The 20510-nt window shown below is 75.1% G+C and carries 17 protein-coding genes; 15 read left to right on the top strand and 2 right to left on the bottom strand.

What is annotated here, in order from left to right; genetic code table 11:
- The 6 genes from FH608_RS12360 (at position 1) to FH608_RS12335 (ending at position 6078) form a co-directional block, all read left to right on the top strand.
- Positions 1–777, top strand: coding sequence for a glycosyltransferase family 2 protein (locus tag FH608_RS12360; RefSeq protein WP_226899375.1), 777 nt, complete (start codon positions 1–3; stop codon positions 775–777).
- A complete protein-coding gene (locus tag FH608_RS12355; RefSeq protein WP_139630598.1) occupies positions 774–1922 on the top strand; it encodes a 2-phospho-L-lactate transferase CofD family protein in 1149 nt (382 codons plus the stop codon). Before FH608_RS12360 ends, FH608_RS12355 begins: the two co-directional genes overlap by 4 nt.
- 232 nt (positions 1923–2154) lie before the next feature.
- Positions 2155–2874 carry an HAD family hydrolase gene (locus FH608_RS12350; RefSeq protein WP_226899374.1) on the top strand — a complete coding sequence of 240 codons (720 nt, stop codon included), beginning with the start codon at positions 2155–2157 and terminating at the stop codon, positions 2872–2874.
- Entirely contained in the window at positions 2871–3617 is a 747-nt protein-coding gene (locus tag FH608_RS12345; protein WP_226899372.1) for an NTP transferase domain-containing protein, read from the top strand. Before FH608_RS12350 ends, FH608_RS12345 begins: the two co-directional genes overlap by 4 nt.
- Positions 3611–4852, top strand: coding sequence for an MATE family efflux transporter (locus FH608_RS12340; RefSeq protein WP_139630597.1), 1242 nt, complete (start codon positions 3611–3613; stop codon positions 4850–4852). The genes FH608_RS12345 and FH608_RS12340 overlap by 7 nt, the downstream gene beginning before the upstream one ends.
- Complete coding sequence (locus FH608_RS12335; protein ID WP_139630596.1) at positions 4849–6078, top strand: glycosyltransferase family 4 protein; 1230 nt, start codon at positions 4849–4851, stop codon at positions 6076–6078. The genes FH608_RS12340 and FH608_RS12335 overlap by 4 nt, the downstream gene beginning before the upstream one ends.
- 104 nt (positions 6079–6182) lie before the next feature.
- Here FH608_RS12335 and FH608_RS12330 read toward each other — a convergent pair whose 3' ends face one another.
- Entirely contained in the window at positions 6183–7154 is a 972-nt protein-coding gene (locus FH608_RS12330; RefSeq protein WP_226899370.1) for a glycosyltransferase family 2 protein, read from the bottom strand.
- A 63-nt stretch (positions 7155–7217) separates the two neighbouring features.
- The gene (locus tag FH608_RS12325) at positions 7218–9872 is read right to left on the bottom strand and encodes a glycoside hydrolase family 3 protein (RefSeq protein WP_139630595.1); all 2655 of its coding nucleotides are present in this window, start codon (positions 9870–9872) and stop codon (positions 7218–7220) included.
- Positions 9873–10058: 186 nt separating this feature from the next.
- Between FH608_RS12325 and FH608_RS12320 the strand changes: the two genes are divergently transcribed.
- From FH608_RS12320 to FH608_RS12285, 9 genes are all read left to right on the top strand, one after another.
- Positions 10059–11936, top strand: coding sequence for an aldehyde ferredoxin oxidoreductase C-terminal domain-containing protein (locus FH608_RS12320; RefSeq protein ID WP_193318372.1), 1878 nt, complete (start codon positions 10059–10061; stop codon positions 11934–11936).
- 332 nt (positions 11937–12268) lie between these two features.
- A complete protein-coding gene (locus tag FH608_RS12315; RefSeq protein ID WP_139630593.1) occupies positions 12269–13027 on the top strand; it encodes an SDR family NAD(P)-dependent oxidoreductase in 759 nt (252 codons plus the stop codon).
- Between the two features lie 2 nt (positions 13028–13029).
- Positions 13030–14415: a class-II fumarase/aspartase family protein gene (locus tag FH608_RS12310; RefSeq protein ID WP_226899369.1), complete on the top strand. Its 1386-nt coding sequence runs from the start codon at positions 13030–13032 to the stop codon at positions 14413–14415.
- Entirely contained in the window at positions 14408–15355 is a 948-nt protein-coding gene (locus tag FH608_RS52595; RefSeq protein ID WP_226899367.1) for a thiamine pyrophosphate-dependent dehydrogenase E1 component subunit alpha, read from the top strand. Before FH608_RS12310 ends, FH608_RS52595 begins: the two co-directional genes overlap by 8 nt.
- Positions 15348–16331 (top strand): alpha-ketoacid dehydrogenase subunit beta, encoded by a 984-nt coding sequence (locus tag FH608_RS52590; RefSeq protein ID WP_226899366.1) that lies wholly within the window; start codon positions 15348–15350, stop codon positions 16329–16331. Before FH608_RS52595 ends, FH608_RS52590 begins: the two co-directional genes overlap by 8 nt.
- A complete protein-coding gene (locus FH608_RS12300) occupies positions 16328–17305 on the top strand; it encodes a sugar ABC transporter substrate-binding protein (RefSeq protein WP_139630592.1) in 978 nt (325 codons plus the stop codon). The genes FH608_RS52590 and FH608_RS12300 overlap by 4 nt, the downstream gene beginning before the upstream one ends.
- A complete protein-coding gene (locus FH608_RS12295) occupies positions 17287–18840 on the top strand; it encodes a sugar ABC transporter ATP-binding protein (RefSeq protein ID WP_226899358.1) in 1554 nt (517 codons plus the stop codon). Before FH608_RS12300 ends, FH608_RS12295 begins: the two co-directional genes overlap by 19 nt.
- Entirely contained in the window at positions 18830–20035 is a 1206-nt protein-coding gene (locus FH608_RS12290) for an ABC transporter permease (RefSeq protein WP_139630591.1), read from the top strand. Before FH608_RS12295 ends, FH608_RS12290 begins: the two co-directional genes overlap by 11 nt.
- A complete protein-coding gene (locus FH608_RS12285; RefSeq protein ID WP_139630590.1) occupies positions 20032–20493 on the top strand; it encodes a VOC family protein in 462 nt (153 codons plus the stop codon). The genes FH608_RS12290 and FH608_RS12285 overlap by 4 nt, the downstream gene beginning before the upstream one ends.
- The last annotated feature ends 17 nt before the right edge of the window (positions 20494–20510 follow it).

Raw genomic sequence — 20510 nt, 5'->3', positions numbered from 1 at the left:
GTGCCGGACGTGCCCGCCGCGGGGCCGCTCATCGAGATCTCGGTGGCGGCGCCCGCGTACAACGAGGCGGACAACATCGCCGCCGCCGTGACCGAATGGCGCGACTACCTGGAGCGCAACCCGGCGATCGGCGCCTGGGAGATCGTCGTGTGCGACGACGGCAGTGCCGACGCGACCGGGAAGATCCTGCGGGGCCTGCGGGAGGAGTGCCCGCAGCTCGTCGTCGTCACGTTCGAGCGCAACCGCGGCGCGGGGGCCGCCATCGCGGCGGCGATCGCGCGTACCCGGATGGACTGGGTGGTGCTGCTGGACTCCGACGGCCAGTTCCCGATCGCCAACCTCGACCGCTTCATCGAGCGGGTCAGGGCCGGAGCCGGGCTGGCGTTCTCGGGCGCCCGGGTCAGGAAGGCCGACAGCCTGCCGTACCGGTGGGGCTCGGCGGCCAGCGGCGCGGTCAGCAACCTGCTGCACCGCACCCGCTACCGCGACTTCAACTCGATCTTCAAGGTGGTCTACGGGCCGCTGTTCCGGGCGCTGCCGCTGGAGTCGTCCGGGATGAACTGCTCGACCGAGATCACGGCCCGCGTCGCCGAACTGGGCCACGCCTGGGTGGAGCTGCCGATCGAGCACCGGGAGCGGGGCGGCGGCAGCCGCGGCTGGCGCTTCTGGCGCGGGGCGCGCGACCGGGCGCTGTTCGTGGGCTACCTCGGGCTGCGCCACTGGCTGCTGCGCCGGGGCGTGCTGCGGGTGCGGGCCGGTCAGGAGGAGGTCCTGTGAGGGTCGCGATGTTCAGCGGCGGGCGGGGCACGGCCGGGATCGCCCGCGCCCTGCTGCGCTCGCCCGGGGTGGAGCTGTCCCTGCTGATCAACGGGTACGACAACGGGCTGTCCACCGGGGCGCTGCGCCGCTACCTGCCCGGCATGCTCGGCCCGTCCGACTTCCGCAAGAACCTGCTGCTCCACCTGGACGGCGGCGACCCCCGCCGCGACCTGCTCGAACACCGGCTCGCGCCGGGCACCACGGCCGCCGGCCTGGAGCGGCTGATCAGCGGGCCGCTGGACTACCGGGTCGCGCGGGAGCTGCACGTGTTCGCCGGGCGGCTGCGCGCCGAGCCCGACGGGCTCGACCTGGCCGACTGCGCGCTGGGCAACCTCGTGCTCGCCGGGGCGTACCTGCGGCTGGGCGAGGACTTCAACGCGGCGGTACGCGCGTGCGCGCGCACGTTCGGGGCGCCGGCGAGGCTGCTCAACGTGACGGGCGGCGAGAACGCGTTCCTGGTCGCGCTCAAGGAGGACGGCCGGGTGCTGGCCGACGAGGCGGACATCGTCGCGCCGCAGGACGCGGCCGCCATCACCGGGCTGTTCCTGCTGCGCGAGCCGCTGACCGGCCGGGACCGCGCCGAGCTGGCCGGCCGGGCGCCGGAGCGGGTGCGGGAGCTCCTCGCCCGGCGCGCCGCCCGCGTCACGCCCAACCCGGAGGCGCTGCGGGCGCTGGAGGACGGCGACCTCATCGTGTACGGGCCCGGCACGCCGCACTCGTCGCTGCTGCCGAGCTACCTGACGCCGGGCGTGGCGGAGGCCATCGCGCGGAGCCGGGCGGCGGCCCGGGTGTTCGTGGTCAACCTCGGGGGCGACCACGACATCCAGGGGCTGACGGCCACCGACCTGGTGGACCGCACGCTGGCGTACCTGGGCGACCCGGGGAACGAGCGGCGGACGATCACGCACGTCCTCAGCCACCGCGGCGCGTCCGGCGGGCCCGCGGTGCCGCGCCGGGTCGCCGAGCGCGGCCACTGGGCGGGGGCGCGGTGGATCAGCGCGGACCTGGCGGACACCGGGCAGCCCGGCACGCACAGCGGCCCGCGCACGGCCGAGGCCCTCCGGGCGCTCCTCGGCCCGACCCCGCTGGCACGGGCCGGATGAGCACCACCCCGGCCACGGACCCGGCTGCCGGCGCCCCGCCCGGAACCATGGCGACCGGAACCACGGCGACCAGAGCCATGGCGACTGAGACGGCGGTCGACGCCATGACGGGCCTGGCACCCGCGGCCCCAGCCGACACGGCAACGGGCACGGCACACGGTCGGCGGCGGGCACATCGGTGACAGGCCCGTCCCTGACAGGCGCGTCGGTGACAGGCGCGTCGGTGACAGCGGTGGCGCGCGCGGCAGTGGCGAGCGCGGCGGTGAAGCCCGGAGCCGTGGCGATCGGGGCGGCGCAGGCGGCGTCGGCTGGGGCGGTGGCTGGGCGGCGGGTGTGGTTGTGCGATCTCGACGGCACGCTGGTCGACTCCTTCCCCGCGCACGAGGCCGCCTTCCGCCGGGCGATCGCCGAGCTGGCGCCCGCCGCGCTCCCCGGCTTCCGGTACGCCGCACACGCCGGCGCGAGCACCGCCGAGGTGGCCGCGCGGCTGGCCGGGGACCCGGAGACGGCCGGACGGCTGGCGAGGCGCAAGCAGGAGCTCTACCGGGAGCTCGTCGGCCAGGGCGCGGTCCGCCCGTTCCCTGGGGCGCGCCGGCTGCTCGACCGGCTGGCGGCGCGCGGCCGGGTGGCGTACCTGGTCACCGCCGGCAGCCGGGCGTCGGTGGAGCGGGTGCTGGCGGGCTCGGCGCTGGGGGCGTGCTTCCGCGACGTGCTCACGGCCGACGACGTGCCGGTGAGCAAGCCGGACCCGCGCTTCTACGGCCTGGCCCTCCGCCGCTGGCGGGTCGATCCTGACGAGGCCGTCGTGCTGGAGGACTCCGCGCACGGCGTGGCCTCCGCCGTCGGCGCCGGGCTGGCGACGCTGCACGTCCACACCGCCGTGCCGGCTCCCGGCGCGGTCGCGGTGGGCGGCCTTGACGACCTCGTGTCCCTCGTGGAGGTGGAGCGGTGAGCACGTGCGCGGTGATCCCGGCGGCCGGGCGCGGCACCCGGTTGGGCGGGGACCTCCCGAAGATCATGATCGAGGTCGACGACGGCGTCACGGTGTGGGATCTGCTGCTGCGGCGGCTGCGCCCGTGGACGGAGCACGTGCACGTCGTCGTCTCCCCCGATGGCGAGGGGCCGTTCCGCGACCTGGCGGCCGGGGAGATCGCCGCGGGCGCGGTGTCGGTCAGCGTTCAGGAGCGGCCGACCGGCATGGGAGACGCGATCTTCGGGGCGGGGGCGCACTGGGCGGCGTACGGGACGATCCTGGTGGTCTGGGGCGACCAGGCGAACCTGTCCCCCGCGACCGTGCGGGAGGTCCTGGCCGCCCACCCGGGCAAGGGGCTGACGCTGCCGCTGGTGCCGATGGCGGATCCGTACGTGGAGTACGAGCTGGCCGGGGGCGAGCTCGTACGCGTGCGGCAGTCCCGCGAGGGCGACCGGTGCCGCCCCGGCGGGCTCAGCGACGTCGGCGTGTTCTGCCTGGCCACCGAAGGGCTGCGGGAGGCATGGGAGCGGTTCGCGGCCGGGGCGGCGGCGGGCGCGGCCACCGGAGAGGTGAACTTCCTGCCGTTCCTGCCGCACCTGTCCCTGGCCGAGGGCCTGCCGGTGACCGTGGTGCCGGTGGCGGACCCGGACGAGGCCCGCGGCGTCAACACCCCGGAGGACCTGGAGTTCGCCAGGCGGGCCCACCGACGGCGCGGGTGCTGAAGGCCCGCGCGGCGCGCCTGCGGTGGGCGGCCGGGCCGACGCTGGTGAGCGCGCTGGCCAGCGGCACGGCGGCGGCCACCACGCTGGTCATCGCGCGCGGGGCGGGGGCGAGCGCGTTCGGCCAGTTCACGGTGGTGCTGTCGATCGCGCTGATCGTCACCGTCGGCATGCTGACGAGCCTGCACTACGTGATGCTGCAGGAGCTGCCCCGGGCTGATCCGGGGCGGCGGCCCGAGCTGATGGCCACGGCGCTGCTCGCCACGCTGGCGGTGAGCGCCGGGCTGGCGGCGCTGGGCGTGCTGGCGGCGCCGCTGCTCACGGCCGCGCTCAACGTGGACACCCGCACGCTCGTCCTCGGTCTGGCGCTGGCGGCGTCGATGACGGTGAACCAGCTGGCCGAGAGCTTCCTGCGGGGGCTGCGCAGGTTCGCCTTCGTGGCCTGGCTCAAGCTGGCCGTCGCGATCGTCTACCTGGCCGGCGCCTCCTGGTGCCTGCTGGCGCTGGGCGTCAGGGAGGCGGAGCCGTACGTGATGGCGTTGATCGCCACGAATGTGGGGTTCGCGCTGACAGCGGTGGGGGCGGTACGGGTGCGGCCGCGCCTGTGGTCGGCGCGGCTGGCCCGGTCGCTGTACCGGCACGGCATGTACGTGACCGCCATCGCCGCGCTCACCGGCGTGCTGTTCGGCATCGACGTGATCTTCCTGAACCACTGGGCGGGCCCGGCCGACGTCGGCGTGTACTCGGTCTACAACGGCTTCCCGAAGCGGCTGCTCGGCGTGCTGTTCACCGACGGGGTCGGGCTGGTGCTGCTGCCCGTGATGGCCACCGCGGACAAGCCGCTGCTGATGCGGCGCATCGCCCGGCTGGCCCCGGCCGTGGCCGGCGCCACGGCGGTGGTCTCGTTCGCCGCGAGCACGGTGTTCTTCCTGCTGATGCGCGGCGCGTACCCGTACTCCACCGGGCTGATGGCGCTGTCGGCGCTCGGCATCGGCGTGCACACGGCGTTCAACCTGTACTCCGTGGCCCTGTCGATGGACGGGGTGCGCGGGGCCAGGGTGCTCATCCGCTGCCTGCTGGCGGGCACGCCGCTCGCGCTGGCCGCGCTGGCGGCCTGCGTCCGCTGGCAGGGGCTGGCCGGCGGGCTCGTGGGCTTCGCGCTGGCCAATCTCGTCCTGCTGGCCGCCGTGGCAGTGGCGGCCGCCCGCGTCTACAGGCCCGAGGAAGGCGCCGCATGAGGATCGCGTACGTCATCAACCAGTTCCCGCCGAACATCACCGCCGGGCTGGGCAGGTACGCCGAGCTGATCACGCCGTACCTGGCCCGCGACCATGACCTGACGGTCCACACGCCGAACGACGGCCGCCATCCGGTGGACGAGGCCGCGGGGCGGCTCCGCGTGCACCGGCCGCGCGGAGCCCTCGCGCGGGGCCGGCGGCTCAACCGCACCAGGCGCGCCGAGTTCCTGCTGCTCGCGCTGAACGTCGTCGCCGCCAACTGGCGTTACTTCCTGCGGCTGTGCCGCCGCGACGCGCGGCCCGACCTGGTGGCCGTGCACGACTCGACGAACTTCCTGTCGGGGCTGCTCTGCCACTACGTGCTGCGGCTGCCGGTCGTCCTCCACGTGCACACCACCGAGTACGGCGTCGCGCCGCAGCGCAGCATCACCGACCCGCTCAACCTGTTCGCGGCGCTGGAGCGCCGGCTGGCCAGGGTGTCGCGGCGGGTGGTGGTGGCCACGCCGGAGGTGCGCGACCAGCTCCTGGCCGCGGGCTGGCGCCGGACGCCCATCGACGTCGTGCCGCTGGGCGGGACGTTCGAGGCGGTGCTGCCGTCGTACGGGCGCGACGAGCTGCGTGCCGGGGCGCGGACCCTGCGCGCCCGGCTGGGCCTGCCGGAGGGTGACCCGGTGCTGCTGTTCGTGGGCAGGATCGAGCGGCAGAAGGGCGTCTACCAGCTGCTGGAGGCGATGCGGACGGTGGCGTGCGAGGTCCCGCGGCTGCGGCTGGTGATCGTCGGCGAGGGCGACGCCGCGGGCGTCGAGCGCATCGTCGCCTCGACAGGGCTGGAGGGGCGGGTACTGGCCTCCGGGCGGTTCGTCGAGGGGCGGGAGCTGCTGGAGTACTACGAGCTGGCCGACGCGTGCGTGTTCCCGTCGCTGTTCGAGCCGTTCGGGCTGGTGGCGACCGAGGCGATGGCGATGGGGCGGGCGGCCGTCCTGGGTGACGGCTTCTCGCGGCTGTTCCTCGGGCCCGACCCCGAGCGGCCGGCGGCGTACTTCGTGCGGGCCGGGGAGCCGGCCGACATCGCGCGGGGCGTGATCGCGGTCATGACCGACGCCGGGTTGCGGCGGGAGCTGGCCGAGCGCGGGGAGCGGTTCGTCCGCGAGGGGCTGAACTGGGAGCGCGCCGCCGCCGAGACTGCCGAGGTGTACCGGGCGGCCGTGAAGACGCCCGCACGCTGACAAGCCCCGAACCCGGAGCCCCGAGCCCCGAGCCCCAAAGCCGAAGCCCCGTGCCCCTGTGTCCCGAGCCCGGCGCCCCGGGCGTCCCGGCCGTGCCGCCCGCGTCACACGGGCGAGCCTCTGAGCACGCGCAGGGAGCCGGCCGCCAGCCCGGCCACGAGCACCACGTGCACCGCCAGATGGACGGCCATGAAGTACGCGGTGAACGCCGCGCCCCGCTGCCGGTGCACGAACCGCAGCAGCTCCGGATCGGCCACCACGAACCACCCGACCAGCGCCACCGGCACCGCGAACAGCGCCGGGTGGAGCAGCCCCAGCGGCACGCAGGCCAGCGCCAGCGCGCAGGCCAGGATGCCGGCGCGGCTGTTGGCGTTCTCCGGCTTGGCCGCGCCGCGCCGGGCCGTGGCCAGGGCGAGCGGGATCAGCGGCAGCGCCCGCCGCCACTGCTCGGCGAGCACCGGCCAGAACCGGTGGCCCTCGTCGTGGCGGCCCATCACGGCGTCGGTCAGCACGATCCGCGTGCGCACGGCCAGGCGGCTGCTGTACTCCACGTCCTCGCTGTCGCGCAGCCCCTCGTCGAGCCGGCCCGCCTCCAGCCACGCCGTACGGCGGATCGCGGCCAGCGCGAACACGACGCTGTGGACCTCGCCGAGGTGCCTGCGCCGCCAGTGGACCTGGTGGAGCAGGCGGTACCACTCGACGGGGCCGTCGTCGATGAGCGGCTCGGTGTCGTAGACGCCGTGCACGCAGCCGAGGCCGGGGTCGTCGTCCAGGAGCCGCACGGCGGCGGCGACCGCGTCCGGCCGCAGCGCCACGTCGCTGTCGAGGAAGAAGATCACGTCGCCGGTGGTGCTCTCCACCCCGGCGTTCCTGGCCGCCGAGACGCCGCGGTTGGCGGGCAGGCGGACGACGCGGCAGCCCAGCTCCTCGGCGATGGCCGCGGAGCCGTCGTCGCTGGCGTCGTCCACCACGACGATCTCGTCGGGCGGCCGGGTCTGCGACAGCACGGACTCCAGGCACAGCCGCAGGGTCCTGCTCGCGTTGTAGCACGGCACGATCAGTGAGACTCTCGTCACGGGGGCCGCCCTTCGGAGTTCGGGCCTCCATGATCTCGCAGACGGCCCCCGTGGCGCGTCATCTCATCGGACCGTCACCTCCTGGTGCAGGCGCAGGTCCCTCGACGACGACCCGACGTGGACGGTACGCCGCCCGCCCGCGGTGACCCACCGGCCGTCCGACCAGTACGCCAGCGCGCGCCCGTCCACCGCGACGGTCACGCGGCGCCGCTCGCCGGGCGCCAGGCGTACCCGGGCGAACCCGGCGAGGGCGCGCGGCGGCATCGGCACCGGCGGGGCGGCGGGCGCGGCGAGGTAGACCTGCGCCACCTCCACGCCCTCGCGGCGGCCGGTGTTCGCGACCGTGAAGGACACGCTCAGCCCGCCGCCCGCGTGGCTCACCGCCAGGTCGTCGTAGCGGAAGCGGGTGTAGGACAGGCCGTGCCCGAAGGGGAAGAGCGGTTCGACGTCGTGGGCGTCGTAGTGGCGGTAGCCGACGAAGACGCCCTCGCCGTAGAGCGCCGTGCCGCCCTTGCCGGGATAGCGCTCGGCCGGGGCGGTGGGCGCGTCCGCGGCGCGGCGGGGGAAGGTCACCGGCAGCTTGCCGGCCGGGCAGGCGCGGCCGAGCAGGAGCGCGGCGGTGGCGTCGCCGCCCTCCTGGCCCGGATACCACATCTGCAGGATCGAGCGCACCCGCTCCAGCCACGGCATGAGCACCGGGTCGCCGGTGTTCAGCACGACGGCGGTGCGGGGGTTGGCGGCGGCGACCGCCTCGATGACCGGGTCCTGGCCGTTCGGCAGGGCGAGGCTCGTACGGTCGGCGCCCTCGGTGCCCTCGTTGAAGGCGAACACGAGGACCGTGCGAGCCCCCTCGGCCAGCGCGACCGCCTCCCGCAGGGCCTCCTGGCGCCGCCCTGGGGTCACCCAGGCCAGCCTGACCTGCAGCGGCGTGCCCGCCGCGCCGGTGGCCGCGATGGTGATCGGCACGGCACGGCCGGCCTTCAGCCGCACGGTCGCGCCGGCGTTGGTCAGGCCGCCGGAGGTGGCGACCAGGCTGCTGTTGCCGCCCATGAGCGCGCCGGCCGAGCCGATCCTGACGCCGTCGAGGGTGAGCGAGATGGAGCCGTCGAACGACGGCACGCCGCCCGCGCCCTGGATGCGCAGGTCGTAGTCGCCGGTCTCGGGGGCGGTCAGCGTGCCGGTCCATGTCCACGACGAGCCGGCGGGCAGGGCGTTCGCGCCGGTGTGGTCGACCTGGGCGGCGACCTGCGGCTTGCCAAGGTGATCGGTGGCGGCCCACGGCCCGCCGGTGTGATCGGTGGCGGCCCACGGCCCGCCGGTGTGATCGGTGGCGGCCCGCGGCCCGCCGGTGTGATCGGCCTCGGCGGCGCGCGGCATGCCGTCCTTTCGGGTGCGGCGCAGGGACAGGGCGGAGGCGGGCACGGCGACGCCCTCCAGGTCCACGCCGGTCGCCCACCGGACGCGGGCTCCCCGCCCGGCCTGCCGGCGCAGCGCGCCCAAGGGGCTCTCCGCCTCGACCGGCAGCACCCGGGCGCTGCCTCCCCCGCCGGCCAGGGGGCTGGCCGCGGTGGGCCCGATGACGGCGAGGTCGGCCAGGTCGGCGCGGCGGAGCGGCAGCAGGTCGCGCTCGTTGCGCAGCAGCACCGCGCCGGCCAGTGCGACCTCCCGCGCCGTGCGGGCGCCGGCCGCCGCGTCCCTGGACGGCCGCGGCCGGCCGCCGCCGAGCAGGCCGAACCGGTCGAGCTGGGCGAGCACGCGGCGGACCGCCGTGTCCACGACGGACTCGGCCGGCCGCCCGGAGGTGACGGCGGCGGCCAGGCCGGCGAAGTGGGCGCCGAACGGCATCTCCATGTCCAGCCCCGCGGTGATGGCGGGCGCGGCGCTGTGCGTGGCGTGCCAGTCGGACATCACCCAGCCGGTGAAGCGCCACTCCTCGCGCAGGACGCCGGTCAGCAGGTGCCGGTTCTCGGCGGCGTACACGCCGTTGACGTGGTTGTAGGCGGCCATCACCGCGCCGGCGCCCGCCCTGACGGCGGCCTCGAAGGCCGGCAGGTAGATCTCGCGCAGGGTCCGCTCGTCCACGCGGGCGTCGACGCTCCGCCGGTCGTGCTCGAAGTTGTTGGCGGCCAGGTGCTTGACCGTGGCGATGAGGCCCTGGCCCTGGATGCCGCGCACCTCGCCGGCGACGAGCGCGGCGGCCAGCAGCGGGTCCTCGCCGAACGTCTCGAAGTTCCGGCCGGCCTGCGGCACCCGGACGATGTTGCACATCGGCGCCAGCAGCACGTCCATGCCGAGCGCCCGGCCCTCCCGGCCCATGACGGCGCCGTACCGCTCGGCCAGCCCGGCGTCGAACGTCGCGGCCAGCGCGACCGGGGCGGGCAGGGCGGTGGCGGCGGCCGTGGCCCTGACCCCGGCGGGGCCGTCGGCCAGGCGCAGCTCGGGGATGCCGAGCCGGGGCACGCCGGGCAGGTAACCGGCCTCGCCCTTGGAGCGGGGGTCGGAGGCGCCGTGCAGCAGCGAGACCTTCTCCTCCAGCGTCATCCGCCGCAGCAGCGCGTCGACGTCCGTACGGCGGGCGCGCGGCGGCGCGATCTCCGCGCGGGCGCCTGAAGGCGCGGCGGCGGCCACGGGCTTCGGGGCTGCCGCCACGGCGACGGCCGCCCCCAGCAGCCGGGCCGCGTCGCGGCGGGTGATCGACCGGGCGGGCGCTTCAGCCATCGTGAACAGCTCCTTCGAGAAACGCCGAACGCCTCCATGGCAGCAGATCCCCGGGCCGGGCGCCCGGATCGGCAGGCAATGGCGGCCCACGGTGCCGCAAACAACGGAGAAAGGCGGCGGCCGGGCCTGCTTCGTGCGGGTGATATGTAGTGTTGTCCCCCGTTTTTGATGTCAGGAGGCTCCGGCGTGCCGTTCATCGTGGATCTGACCAGCGGAAATGTGGAGAAGGAATATCGCTCGGCTGAGAAGGGACATTTCGGCGGATCGATCCTGGGGTTGCGGCTGATGGCCGAGCGCACGCCCGCCGGGCTCGACCCGTACGACCCGCGGGCCCTGCTGTACGTGGCGGCCGGGATGCTCGGCGGGACGGCGGCGCCCGGGCTGGCCAAGGCGGTGTTCCTCGCGAAGTCGCCGCTGACGGGGGTGGCCGGGGAGGCGCACGCGCTCGGCCCCTTCGCGACGGGCCTGCGGGGCGCCGGCGCCAAGGCGCTGGCGATCGTGGGGCGGGCCTCGCGGCTGTCGTACCTGCTGGTCCGGGACGGCGAGGTGACCTGCCACCCGGCCGAGGAACTGCGCGGGCTCGGCACGGCCGCGACGACGGACGCGCTGCGTGCCCGGCACGGGGAGGCCGCGCACGTGGCGGCCATCGGGCCGGCCGGGGAGAACCTGGTGCGGTACGCGAGCGTGGTGACCGACCGCGCCTTCGCCGCCGGGCGCTACGGGCTCGGGGCGGTCTTCGGGGCCAAGAACCTCAAGGCCATCGTGTGCGTCGGGGCCCTGCCGGCGGAGGTCGCCGACCCCGGGGCGGTCGCCGGGCTGGCCGCCTACTACCGGGACGCGCTCGCCACGAACCCGCTGGCGGCGCTCCAGGCGGGGCTGCCCGGGTTCGCGGGGTGGGCGGACGACCCGCTCGACCCCGGGTACGCCTCGGTCCGCAACTTCTCGGTGCCCGGCGCGCCGGGGCTGCGGGTGCCGGAGGCGCGCGACTACGACGGGCGCGCTGTGGCCACCACCGGCACCTGCCCCGGCTGCCCGAACGACTGCATCAAGGTGTACGCGCCCCCGCCCGCCGCCCAGGGAACCGGCGCCGAGTGGCCGGCGGAAGGGGGCCGGCAAGGAACCGGGGCCGACCGGCGGGCGGGAGAGGGCGGGCAAGGGACCGGGGCCGATCGGCGGGCGGGCGGGCTCGGGCAGGAGGCCTTCCTGTCGCTGGGCTGGAACCTCGGCATCGACGACCTCGACACCGTGCTCGGCGCGAACGCCCTCGGCAACGACCTCGGCCTCGACGTGGTCTCCCTGGGCGGGACGCTGGCCTTCGCGATGGAGTGCGCGGAGCGCGGCCTGCTCCCCGACGGGCCGGCGTTCGGCGACGCGGCGGCGCTGCCCGGCCTGATCAGGGACGTCGCGACGCGCACCGGAGCGCTGGGCGACCTGCTCGCCGAGGGCGCGGCGCGGGCGGCCACCCGGCTGGGGCCGGACGCGGCGCCGTACGCGATGACGGTCAAGGGCGCCGAGCTGCCCTGCTTCGACCCGCGCATCCAGCCGGGCATCGGGCTCGGGTACGCGATCGCGCCGGGCGGGCCGCGCTACGACGCGTTGGAGCACGACCTCGACTTCGACCCGGTGGCCGGGCTGGCGTACAGCTTCGGGGAGGCGGCGCGGATCGGCGCCGAGCCCGCCCCGGTCGCCGAGCTGGACGCCGAGCGCGGGCGGCGCAGTGCGCGGCTGCTGCGGCTGTGGAGCGGGCTCGACGCGCTGAACCTGTGCGTCTTCGCCTCCTCCCCCACCCGCCCGCTGACCATCGACCACCTGACCGCCCTGGTCACCGCCGTCCTCGGGCAGGAGTTCTCTCTCGACGACCTGCTGGCGGCCGGTCAGGCGCGGCTCGACGCGATGCGCGCGTACGCGGCCCGCGAGGGCGGCGGCCCGGACGAGCTGCCGGCCCGCATGCACGAGGAGCCCATCACGGAGGGCCCCCACCGGGGCGCCGTACTGGAGCGGACCGCGTTCGAGCGCGCCCGGGCCGCCTTCTACGCGGAACTCGGCTGGGCCCCCGAAGCCTGAGCCCGCCCCGACGCGCGGAGGGACGCCCGCCCCATCTCGGTAGGAACGCCGGCGTCCCTCCACGCGCCCGTCCTCCTCGCCACGCCCAGGTGTCCCGTACGCCCTTCGGCGTCCCAAGGCGCCCTCAACGCCCAGGCGGGCGAGCATGTCCCCTGCTCCAGCGCCGCCCGGCCAGGTGGCCGGGGCCGTTCGAGCGCCTCCCCCAAGGCGGGTTCCTGAGTCGCCAGAGGGGGAAATTTCCGTGGAAAAACGATTGAACGCCCTCTTGTTCCGTTTGCGGCGGACGGGTTATGGTCTGGTCAATCGTTTGACCGGAAGGGAGTCCATCGGGGATGGCTGTCACGATCGACCTGAGCGGGCGGACCGCGCTCGTCACAGGTGGCGCGGGAGGTCTGGGCCTGGCCTGCGCCTGCGCGCTGGCCGAGGCCGGGGCGGAGGTCGTGCTCTCCGATCTGGAGGGCCCGCGGCTCGCCGAGGCGGCCGCCGAGCTGGGCGTCGAGGCGCGCCCGGCCGACCTGACCGACCCGGAGCAGGCGGCGGCGCTGGCTACGGCGCGGGAGCGGATCGACGTCCTGGTGAACTGCGCCGGGATCATGCGCACCACCCCGCTGCTCGACATCGACCCCGCGGAGTGGCGGCGGATCGTGGACGTCAACCTCAACGGCACGTTCTGGCTGACCCAGGCGGTCGGCCGCCGGATGGCCGGGCAGGGCGGCGGCTCGATCGTCACGCTGGCCTCGGTCGCCGCCCGCTCGGGCCGCCCAAACGCGGCGCACTACTCGGCCTCCAAGACGGCGCTGCTGTCGCTGACGAAGTCGGCCGCCGAGGCGCTGGCCCCGGTGCGGGTGAACGCGGTCTGCCCCGGCGTCTTCCTGACGCCCATGTGGGACGAGATCATCGAGGACCGCGACCGGCGCTTCGGCCCCGACGCGGGGGCCGCGTACCTGAAGGAGGTCAGCGACCGGTCGCCGCTGCGCCGCCCCGGGCGGCCCGAGGAGGTGGCCGCGGCGGTGCTGTTCCTGGCCAGCGACCTGGCGTCGTTCGTGACGGGCCAGGCGCTGAACGTCGACGGCGGACTGGAGATGGACTGACCGTGCCCCAGACGTTCAAGCTGCTGCCCGAGCTGTTCGGCGACGGCGCGATGGCCGAGATCTTCTCGGCGGAGCGGACCGTGCTGGCCTGGCTGCGCACGGAGGCCGCGCTGGCCCGCGCCCAGGCCGGGGCGGGCGTGATCTCCGAGGCGGACGCGCGGGCCATCGAGGCGGCCTGCGTGCCCGGCACCGTCGACCTGAGCCGCCTGTGGTCCGAGGCGGTCAACGTGGGCTACCCCATCCTGCCCCTCGTACGGATGATCGCCGCCGCGCTGCCCGACGGTCCCAACGGCCGGGTCCACTACGGCGCGACCACGCAGGACATCATGGACACCGGCCTGGCCCTGCAGATGGGCGAGGCGCTCGACCACCTGGGCGCGCTGCTCGCCGCGTTCGGCGACGCGCTGGCCCGGATGGTGGCCGAGCACGCGGGCACCGTGATCGCCGCACGCACGCACGCCCAGCAGGCCGTGCCGACGACGTTCGGGGCGAAGATGGCGGTGCTGCTGGCGGAGGTGGCGCGCCAGCGCGACCGGGTGCGCGACGCGGCCCGGCAGGTGCGGGTCGTGTCGCTGTTCGGCGCGGGCGGCACGTCCGCCGCGATGGGCGAGCGCTCCTCGGAGGTACGCCGTCAGGTGGCGCGCCTGCTCGGCCTGCGCACCACCGAGGTGCCGTGGCACGTGGCCAGGGACGGCGTCGCCGCGTTCGGCGTGACGTGCGCGAGCCTGGCGGCGACGGCGGCCCGGTTCGCCCGCGAGGTCGTGGACCTGTCGAGGACCGAGGTCGGCGAGGTGCGCGAGGCGGGCGGCCACCACCGGGGCGCGTCGTCCACGATGCCGCAGAAGGCCAACCCGATCGGCTGCGAGGCCGTCATCGGCATGTCGGGGACGGCGGGCGCGCTCAGCTCCGGCCTGTTCCGCGCGATGGAGGCGGGGCACGAGCGGGCGGCCGGCGAGTGGCAGGTCGAGTGGTACGTGGTGCCGCTGCTGGCCGAGCTGGCCGCCGGAGCGCTGGCCACGGCCGCCGAGGTCGCCGCGGGGCTGCGGGTCTATCCGGAGGTCATGCGGGCCAACCTGGGCGCGGAGGGCGGCCTGATCATGGCGGAGGCGTACATGATGCGCCTGGCCCCGGCGCTGGGCCGGGAGCGGGCGCACGACCTGGTCTACAAGGCGGCGCACGACGCGCGCGAGCGCGGGCGGGCGCTGGCGGACGCGCTGCGGGACGTGGCGGGGCCGGAGGATCTGGCGAGCCTGGGCGAGCTGCCCATCCCGCCCGAGTCGTACGTCGGCGACGCCGAGGCCATCTGCGCCGCCGCCCTGGACGCCTGGCGGAGCGACGCCGCCACAGACGAGACACGGACGAGTGACGGCTGGAGCAACGATGAGTGAGAGACGCCTCGCGGACCTGCTGGCCATGTGGCGGATCCGCGCGTTCGAGGAGAAGGTGCGCGACCTGCGCGCGGAGGGCCCGATCGTCGGCTCGGTGCACCTGTGCATCGGCCAGGAGGCCATCCCGGTGGGCGCGTGCGGCGAGCTGGAGCCGCACGACGCGCTGTTCGCCACCTACCGCGGCCACGGCTGGGCGCTGGCCAGGGGCGTGCCGGCGCGGCCGCTGTTCGCCGAGCTGATGGGCCGGGCGAGCGGCGTCAACGGCGGCCGGGGCGGCTCGGCGTACTTCACGGCCGCCGATCACGGCTTCCACGGCGAGAACTCGATCGTGGGCGCGGGCGCGCCGATCGCGTGCGGCGCGGCGCTGGCGGGCCGCTTCGACGGCTCGCACCGGGTCGCCGTCAGCGTCTTCGGCGACGGGGCGATGAACCAGGGCGCGGTGCACGAGGCGATGAACTTCGCCGCCGCGTTCTCGCTGCCCGTGGTGTTCGTCTGCGAGAACAACCGCTACTCCGAGCTGACGCCGATCGCCGACATGGTGCGCGCGCCGCGCCTGGCCGACCGGGCGGCGGCGTACGGCATCCCGGGCCACCGGATCGACGGCAACGACGCCGAGGCGGTGCGCTTCCACGTGCGCGACGCGCTGGAGGTGGCCCGCGAGGGCGGCGGCCCGACGCTGCTGGAGTGCATGACCGAACGCCTGGTCGGCCACTACATCGGCGACGCGGAGACGTACCGGCGGCCCGGCGAGTTGGAGCGGGTCAGGCGGCGCGAGCCGATCGCCCGCCTGCGCGAGGGCCTGCTGGCCGACGGCGTGCCGGCCGCCGACCTCGACGCCGTGGAGCGGCGGGCCCGCGCCGAGATGGCCGCCGCCGCCGAGGCCGCGCTGGCCGAGCCGCCCGCCGATCCCGCCACCGCGAGGGAGCATCTGTATGCGTGACCTGACCTACGGCGAGGCCGTGAACGCGGCCCTGCACCGGCTCATGGAGGAGCTGCCGGAGACCCTGGTGTACGGCGAGGACGTCGGCGTGCCCGGCGGGGTGTTCGGCGTGACGAGGGGCCTGCGCAAGCAGTACGGCGAGCGCGCCTTCGACACCCCGATCAGCGAGTCGGCGATCCTGGGCAGCGCGGTGGGCGCGGCGATGATGGGCCGCCGCCCGATCGTCGAGATCATGTGGGCCGACTTCTCGCTGGTCGCGCTGGACCAGATCGTCAACCAGGCGGCCAACGTCCGCTACGTGTCGGGCGGGCGGCTCACGGCGCCGCTGACGATCCGCACCCAGCAGGGCAACGCGCCGGGCGCGTGCGCGCAGCACTCGCAGTGCCTGGAGGCGCTGTTCCTGCACGTGCCGGGGCTGCGGGTGTGCATGCCGAGCACCCCGCAGGACGCCTACGACCTGCTGGTGACGGCCGTGCACTGCGACGACCCGGTGCTGGTGGTCGAGAACCGCACGCTGTACTTCGGCCGCAAGGAGCCGGTCAGGACGGACGGCCCGGTCCAGCCGATGGGCGGGGCGCGCACGCGCCGCGCGGGCTCCGACGTCACCGTCGTCACCTGGGGCGCGATGACGCACCAGGTGCTGGAGGCGGCGGAGGCGCTGGCCCGCGAGGGGGTGGACGCCGAGGTGCTGGAGACGCCGTGGCTCAACCCGTTCGACACCGAGACGGTGATCGAGAGCGCGGGCCGCACCGGCAGGCTGGCGGTCGTCCACGAGGCGAACGTCACCGGCGGCTTCGGCGCGGAGGTCGTCGCCCGGGTGGCGGGCGCCGGGGTGCCGCTGGCCGCGCCGCCGATCAGGATCGGCACCCCCGACGTGCGGATGCCGGCCGCGCCCGTCCTCGCGCAGGCCCTCGTCCCCGACGCCGCGCGCGTCATCGAAGAAGTCAAACGTTTGACCAAGGCAGGAGCACCATGAAGAAGGCAGTCCTCGTCGCCGCCGGGCTCACCACCGTGCTCGTCGCCGGCGCGACGGCCTGCGGCGGATCCACCGGCGCGGGCGGGACGAAGCAGTACACGATCGGCGTCTCCAACCTGGGCCTGAGCTTCCCCTTCCCCGCCGCCATCGGCAAGGGCATCAAGGAGGAGGCCGACAAGCTGGGCGTGACGATCGTCGAGCTGGACGCGCAGGGCAAGGCCGACAAGCAGAGCAACGACATCCAGGACCTCATCGCCCAGCAGCCCGACGGCGTGCTCATGCTGCCCGTCGACTCCGGCGTGGCGCAGGGCCTGGCCGACCGGCTCAAGGCCGCGGAGATCCCCACCGTGGCCGTCGCCTCCCAGGTCGGAGACCCGAAGACCCGGCAGCTCAAGGACGTCTATCCGGGCCTGGTGGCGCTGGTGACGCAGGACGAGTACGCGGCGGGCGGCAAGGCGGGCGAGATCGCGGCCGCCGTGGTGCCGGGCGGCGGCGATCTCGCTGTGGTGGAGGGCCAGGCCGGCTTCGCCGAGGTGGTCCAGCGCTTCCAGGAGTTCCCCAAGTCGGCCCAGGCCAAGGGCGCCACGTACACGGTCGTGGCCCGCCAGCCGGGCGACTGGGTGCAGGACAAGGCCCAGTCGGCCTGCCAGAACATGCTCTCCTCGCACCCCGGCACGAAGCTGTTCTACGCCGAGTCCGACGACATGGCGGTCGGCTGCGCCAAGGCGGTCGCCGCGGCCGGGTCCAAGGCGAAGATCGTCGGCATCGGCGGCAGCAAGCTCGGCGTCGACGCGGTCAGGTCGGGCGCCATCGCCGGCACCGTCTGCTTCAAGCCGGAGGACCTCGGCAAGCTCGCCCTGGACACCCTCTACAAGCACCTGACCGGCGAGAAGAAGCAGGACGCCGCCTTCGTCACGTACGACACCCCGGCGATCACCAAGGACAACCTCGCCGAATGCACGCCGCAATGGTGAGCCTGCTGTCCCTGGAAGGCATCGGCAAGGCGTTCCCCAACGGGACGGTGGCGCTGCGCGACGCCCGCCTCAGCGTGCGGGCGGGCAGCGTGCACGGCCTGGTCGGCGCGAACGGCGCGGGCAAGTCCACGATGATCAAGGTCATCGCGGGCGCGCACGCGCCGACCTCGGGCGTCGTGCGGTGGAAGGGCGAGGAGGTCTCCTGGCGCACGCCCGGCGCGGCGCGCCGGGCCGGGGTCGCCACGATCATGCAGCACGTGCCGCTCGCCCCGACGCTCACCGTGCTGGAGAACGTCTTCCTCGGCGCGGGCGGCCCCTGGCGGCTGCCGCGCGCCCGGCGCGCCGAGTTCGCCCGGCTGCTGGAGCGGGTCGGCTACGCCATCGACCCGGACGCGGAGGTCGCCGGCCTGGCCATCGGCGAGCGGCAGATGGTGGCCGTCCTGCAGGCGCTGGCCACCGGGGCGGAGCTGGTCGTGATGGACGAGCCGACCGCCTCCCTGGCCGAGGGCGAGCGCCAGGTCGTGTTCGACGTCGTCCGCCGCCTGTCCGCGCAGGGCACGGCCTTCCTGTACGTCTCCCACTTCCTGGACGAGGTGCTGTCGCTGACCGACCGCGTCACGGTACTGCGTGACGGCACGGTCGTGGAGGAGGGCGAGACCGCCGGCTACGACGAGGACCGGCTGGTCCAGGCCATCGTCGGCCGCGACCTGCTCGCCACCGAGCGGCGCGGCGCGGCCCCCGTCGCGCCGGACGGCCCGGTCCTGCTGTCGGTGCGCGGGCTGAGCTCCCCGGCCGGGGTGCGCGACGTGTCGTTCGAGGTCAGGGCGGGCGAGGTGATCGGGCTCGCCGGGCTGCTCGGCTCGGGCCGCTCCGAGCTGCTGCACGCCGTCTACGGCTCCGACACCCGCGCGCGCGGCGAGGTGCTGGCGGGAGGCCGCCCGGTGCGCCGGAGCCCGCGCGCGGCCGTGGCCGCCGGCATGGCCCTGGTCCCGGAGGACAGGAACGCGCAGGGCCTGGTGGGCACGTTCCCGATCTGGAAGAACGTCTCTCTGCCCGACCTGCCGGCCCTGTCGTCGGGGCGGTCGCTGCCGCGCGAGCCCGCCGAGACGGCGCGCGCCGAGCGGGCCATCGCCGACCTCGGCATCGTCTGCCCGGGGCCGGAGGCGCTGCCGGGCGAGCTGTCCGGCGGCAACGCCCAGAAGGTCGTGTTCGGCAAATGGCTGTACGGCGGCGCGCGGGTGTTCCTGCTCGACGAGCCCACCGCGGGCGTGGACGTCGGCGCCAAGGCCGACATCCTGGAGCTGGTCCGGCGCTTCGCCGCCGGCGGCGGCGCGGTGCTCGTGGTGAGCAGCGAGTTCGAGGAGCTCCTCGCGGTGGCGACCCGGGTGCTGGTCGTGCGCGAGGGCCGGGTCGTCGCCGAACGGGCGGCGCACGAGACATCGGAGGAGGAGTTGCTGATGCTGGCGAACGGATTCGGCGAGGCCGGATTCGGGGCAGGCGGATCCGGCGAGGGAGGCGCCCACGATGCCGCCTGAGACCCCCAGGGGAGCCGCGCGCCGCTCGCGGTTCGCGGCCGCGTTCCGGCCGGGCAACGCGGGCGTGGTGTACGCGCTGCTGCTGATCGTCGCCGTCCTGACGCTGCTGACCGCCCAGCTCGGCCGCCCGTCCTACCTCTCCCCCACGAACGTCATCAACATCCTCGACCAGTCGTCCCTGATCGCGATCCTGGCCGTGTTCACCACGGTGGTGCTGATCAGCGGCAACTTCGACCTGTCGGTCGCCTCGGTCGCCGCCTTCTCGGCCGCGACCGTACTGAGCCTGGTCGCCCCGCTCGGCCTGCCGGTCGCGATGGCGATCGCGCTCGGCGCGGGGCTGCTGTGCGGGGCGGTCAACGGGCTGATCGTGCAGCTCGTCGGCATCAACGCGTTCATCGTGACGCTGGGCACCATGACGGCGGTGCGCGGGCTGGTGCTCATCCTGACCGGCGGCCGTACGATCACCGCCCAGGACCCGGACGCGCAGCGCTCGCTCATCGCGCTGCAGGCCGGCTACTGGACGGTCCCGCACGTCCTCGCGATCCTCGGCGCACTCGCCGCGGTCGCCGGGATCGTCCTGCTGGTGCGCGGGTCGCGCCGGGCGGGGGTGGTGGTGCTGCTCGCGGGCGTGGTGGCCGTCGCGCTCAGCCCGGTGCTCGGGTTCGAGCTGCGGCTGAGCAAGCCGACGTACTATCTGATCGTGATCGCCGGGGTCACCTGGGCCGTGCTGCGCTACACCGTGATCGGCCGCCGCCTGTACGCCGTGGGCGCCAACGCCGAGGCGGCCCGCCTGTCCGGCATCAACGTCAACCGCTATCGCATCGGCGCGTTCGTGCTCAACGGGCTCGGCTCCGGATTCGTCGGCGTGCTGTTCGCCGCCAAGCTGCTGGCCATCAACCCGACCGGGCTGCAGGGCACCGAGCTGACCGTGCTCGCGGCGGCCATCCTCGGCGGCACCTCGCTCTTCGGCGGGCTGGGCAGCGTGCTGAAATCGGTGGTGGGGGCGCTGATCCTGTTCACGCTGGACAACGGGTTCAACGTGCTCAACCTGGGCGCCAACTACCAGGGGGTCATCGTCGGCACGGTCGTCGTCGTGGCCGCCGCCATCTACACCGTCGCGGGCCGCCAGAAACAGGTCCGCCGCGTCCGCGAGTCCAGACCGCGGACCGCCGTCAGACAGGAGGCGCTGCGATGAGAGGCGTCTGGCACTTCTCCTTCACGGTGGCCGACCTCGACCGGTCGGTGGCGTTCTACCGCGACCTGCTCGGGTTCGCGCTGGTGCACCGGCAGGAGCAGGACAACGACTACACCCGCAGGCTGGTCGGCTACCCCGACGCGGTGCTGCGCGTCGCCCAGCTGGCCGTGCCCGGCCAGCCCCGAGGCGTCTCCACGCACGACCTGGAGCTGGTCGAGTACGTACGCCCGAAGGGCGCCCCGCGCGACCCGGCCCGCCACCTCCCGGGCGCCGCCCACCTGGCGCTCACTGTGGAGGACGCCCGCGCCGAGCACGCCCGGCTGGCGGCGGCCGGGGTACGTTTCGTCAACCCGCCCGAGGTCATCACCGCAGGCGTGAACAGGGGCGGCTACGCCTGCTACCTCCTCGATCCCGACGAGATCACGCTCGAGCTCGTGCAACCGCCGCCGAGCGCCTAATATGTGTCGCTCAATCG

Origin of the sequence: Nonomuraea phyllanthi (assembly GCF_006334985.2) — a bacterium.
Lineage (GTDB): Bacteria > Actinomycetota > Actinomycetes > Streptosporangiales > Streptosporangiaceae > Nonomuraea > Nonomuraea phyllanthi.
The sequence above is the reverse complement of the archived record's forward strand: the minus strand, read 5'-3'. Positions and strand labels throughout refer to the sequence as shown.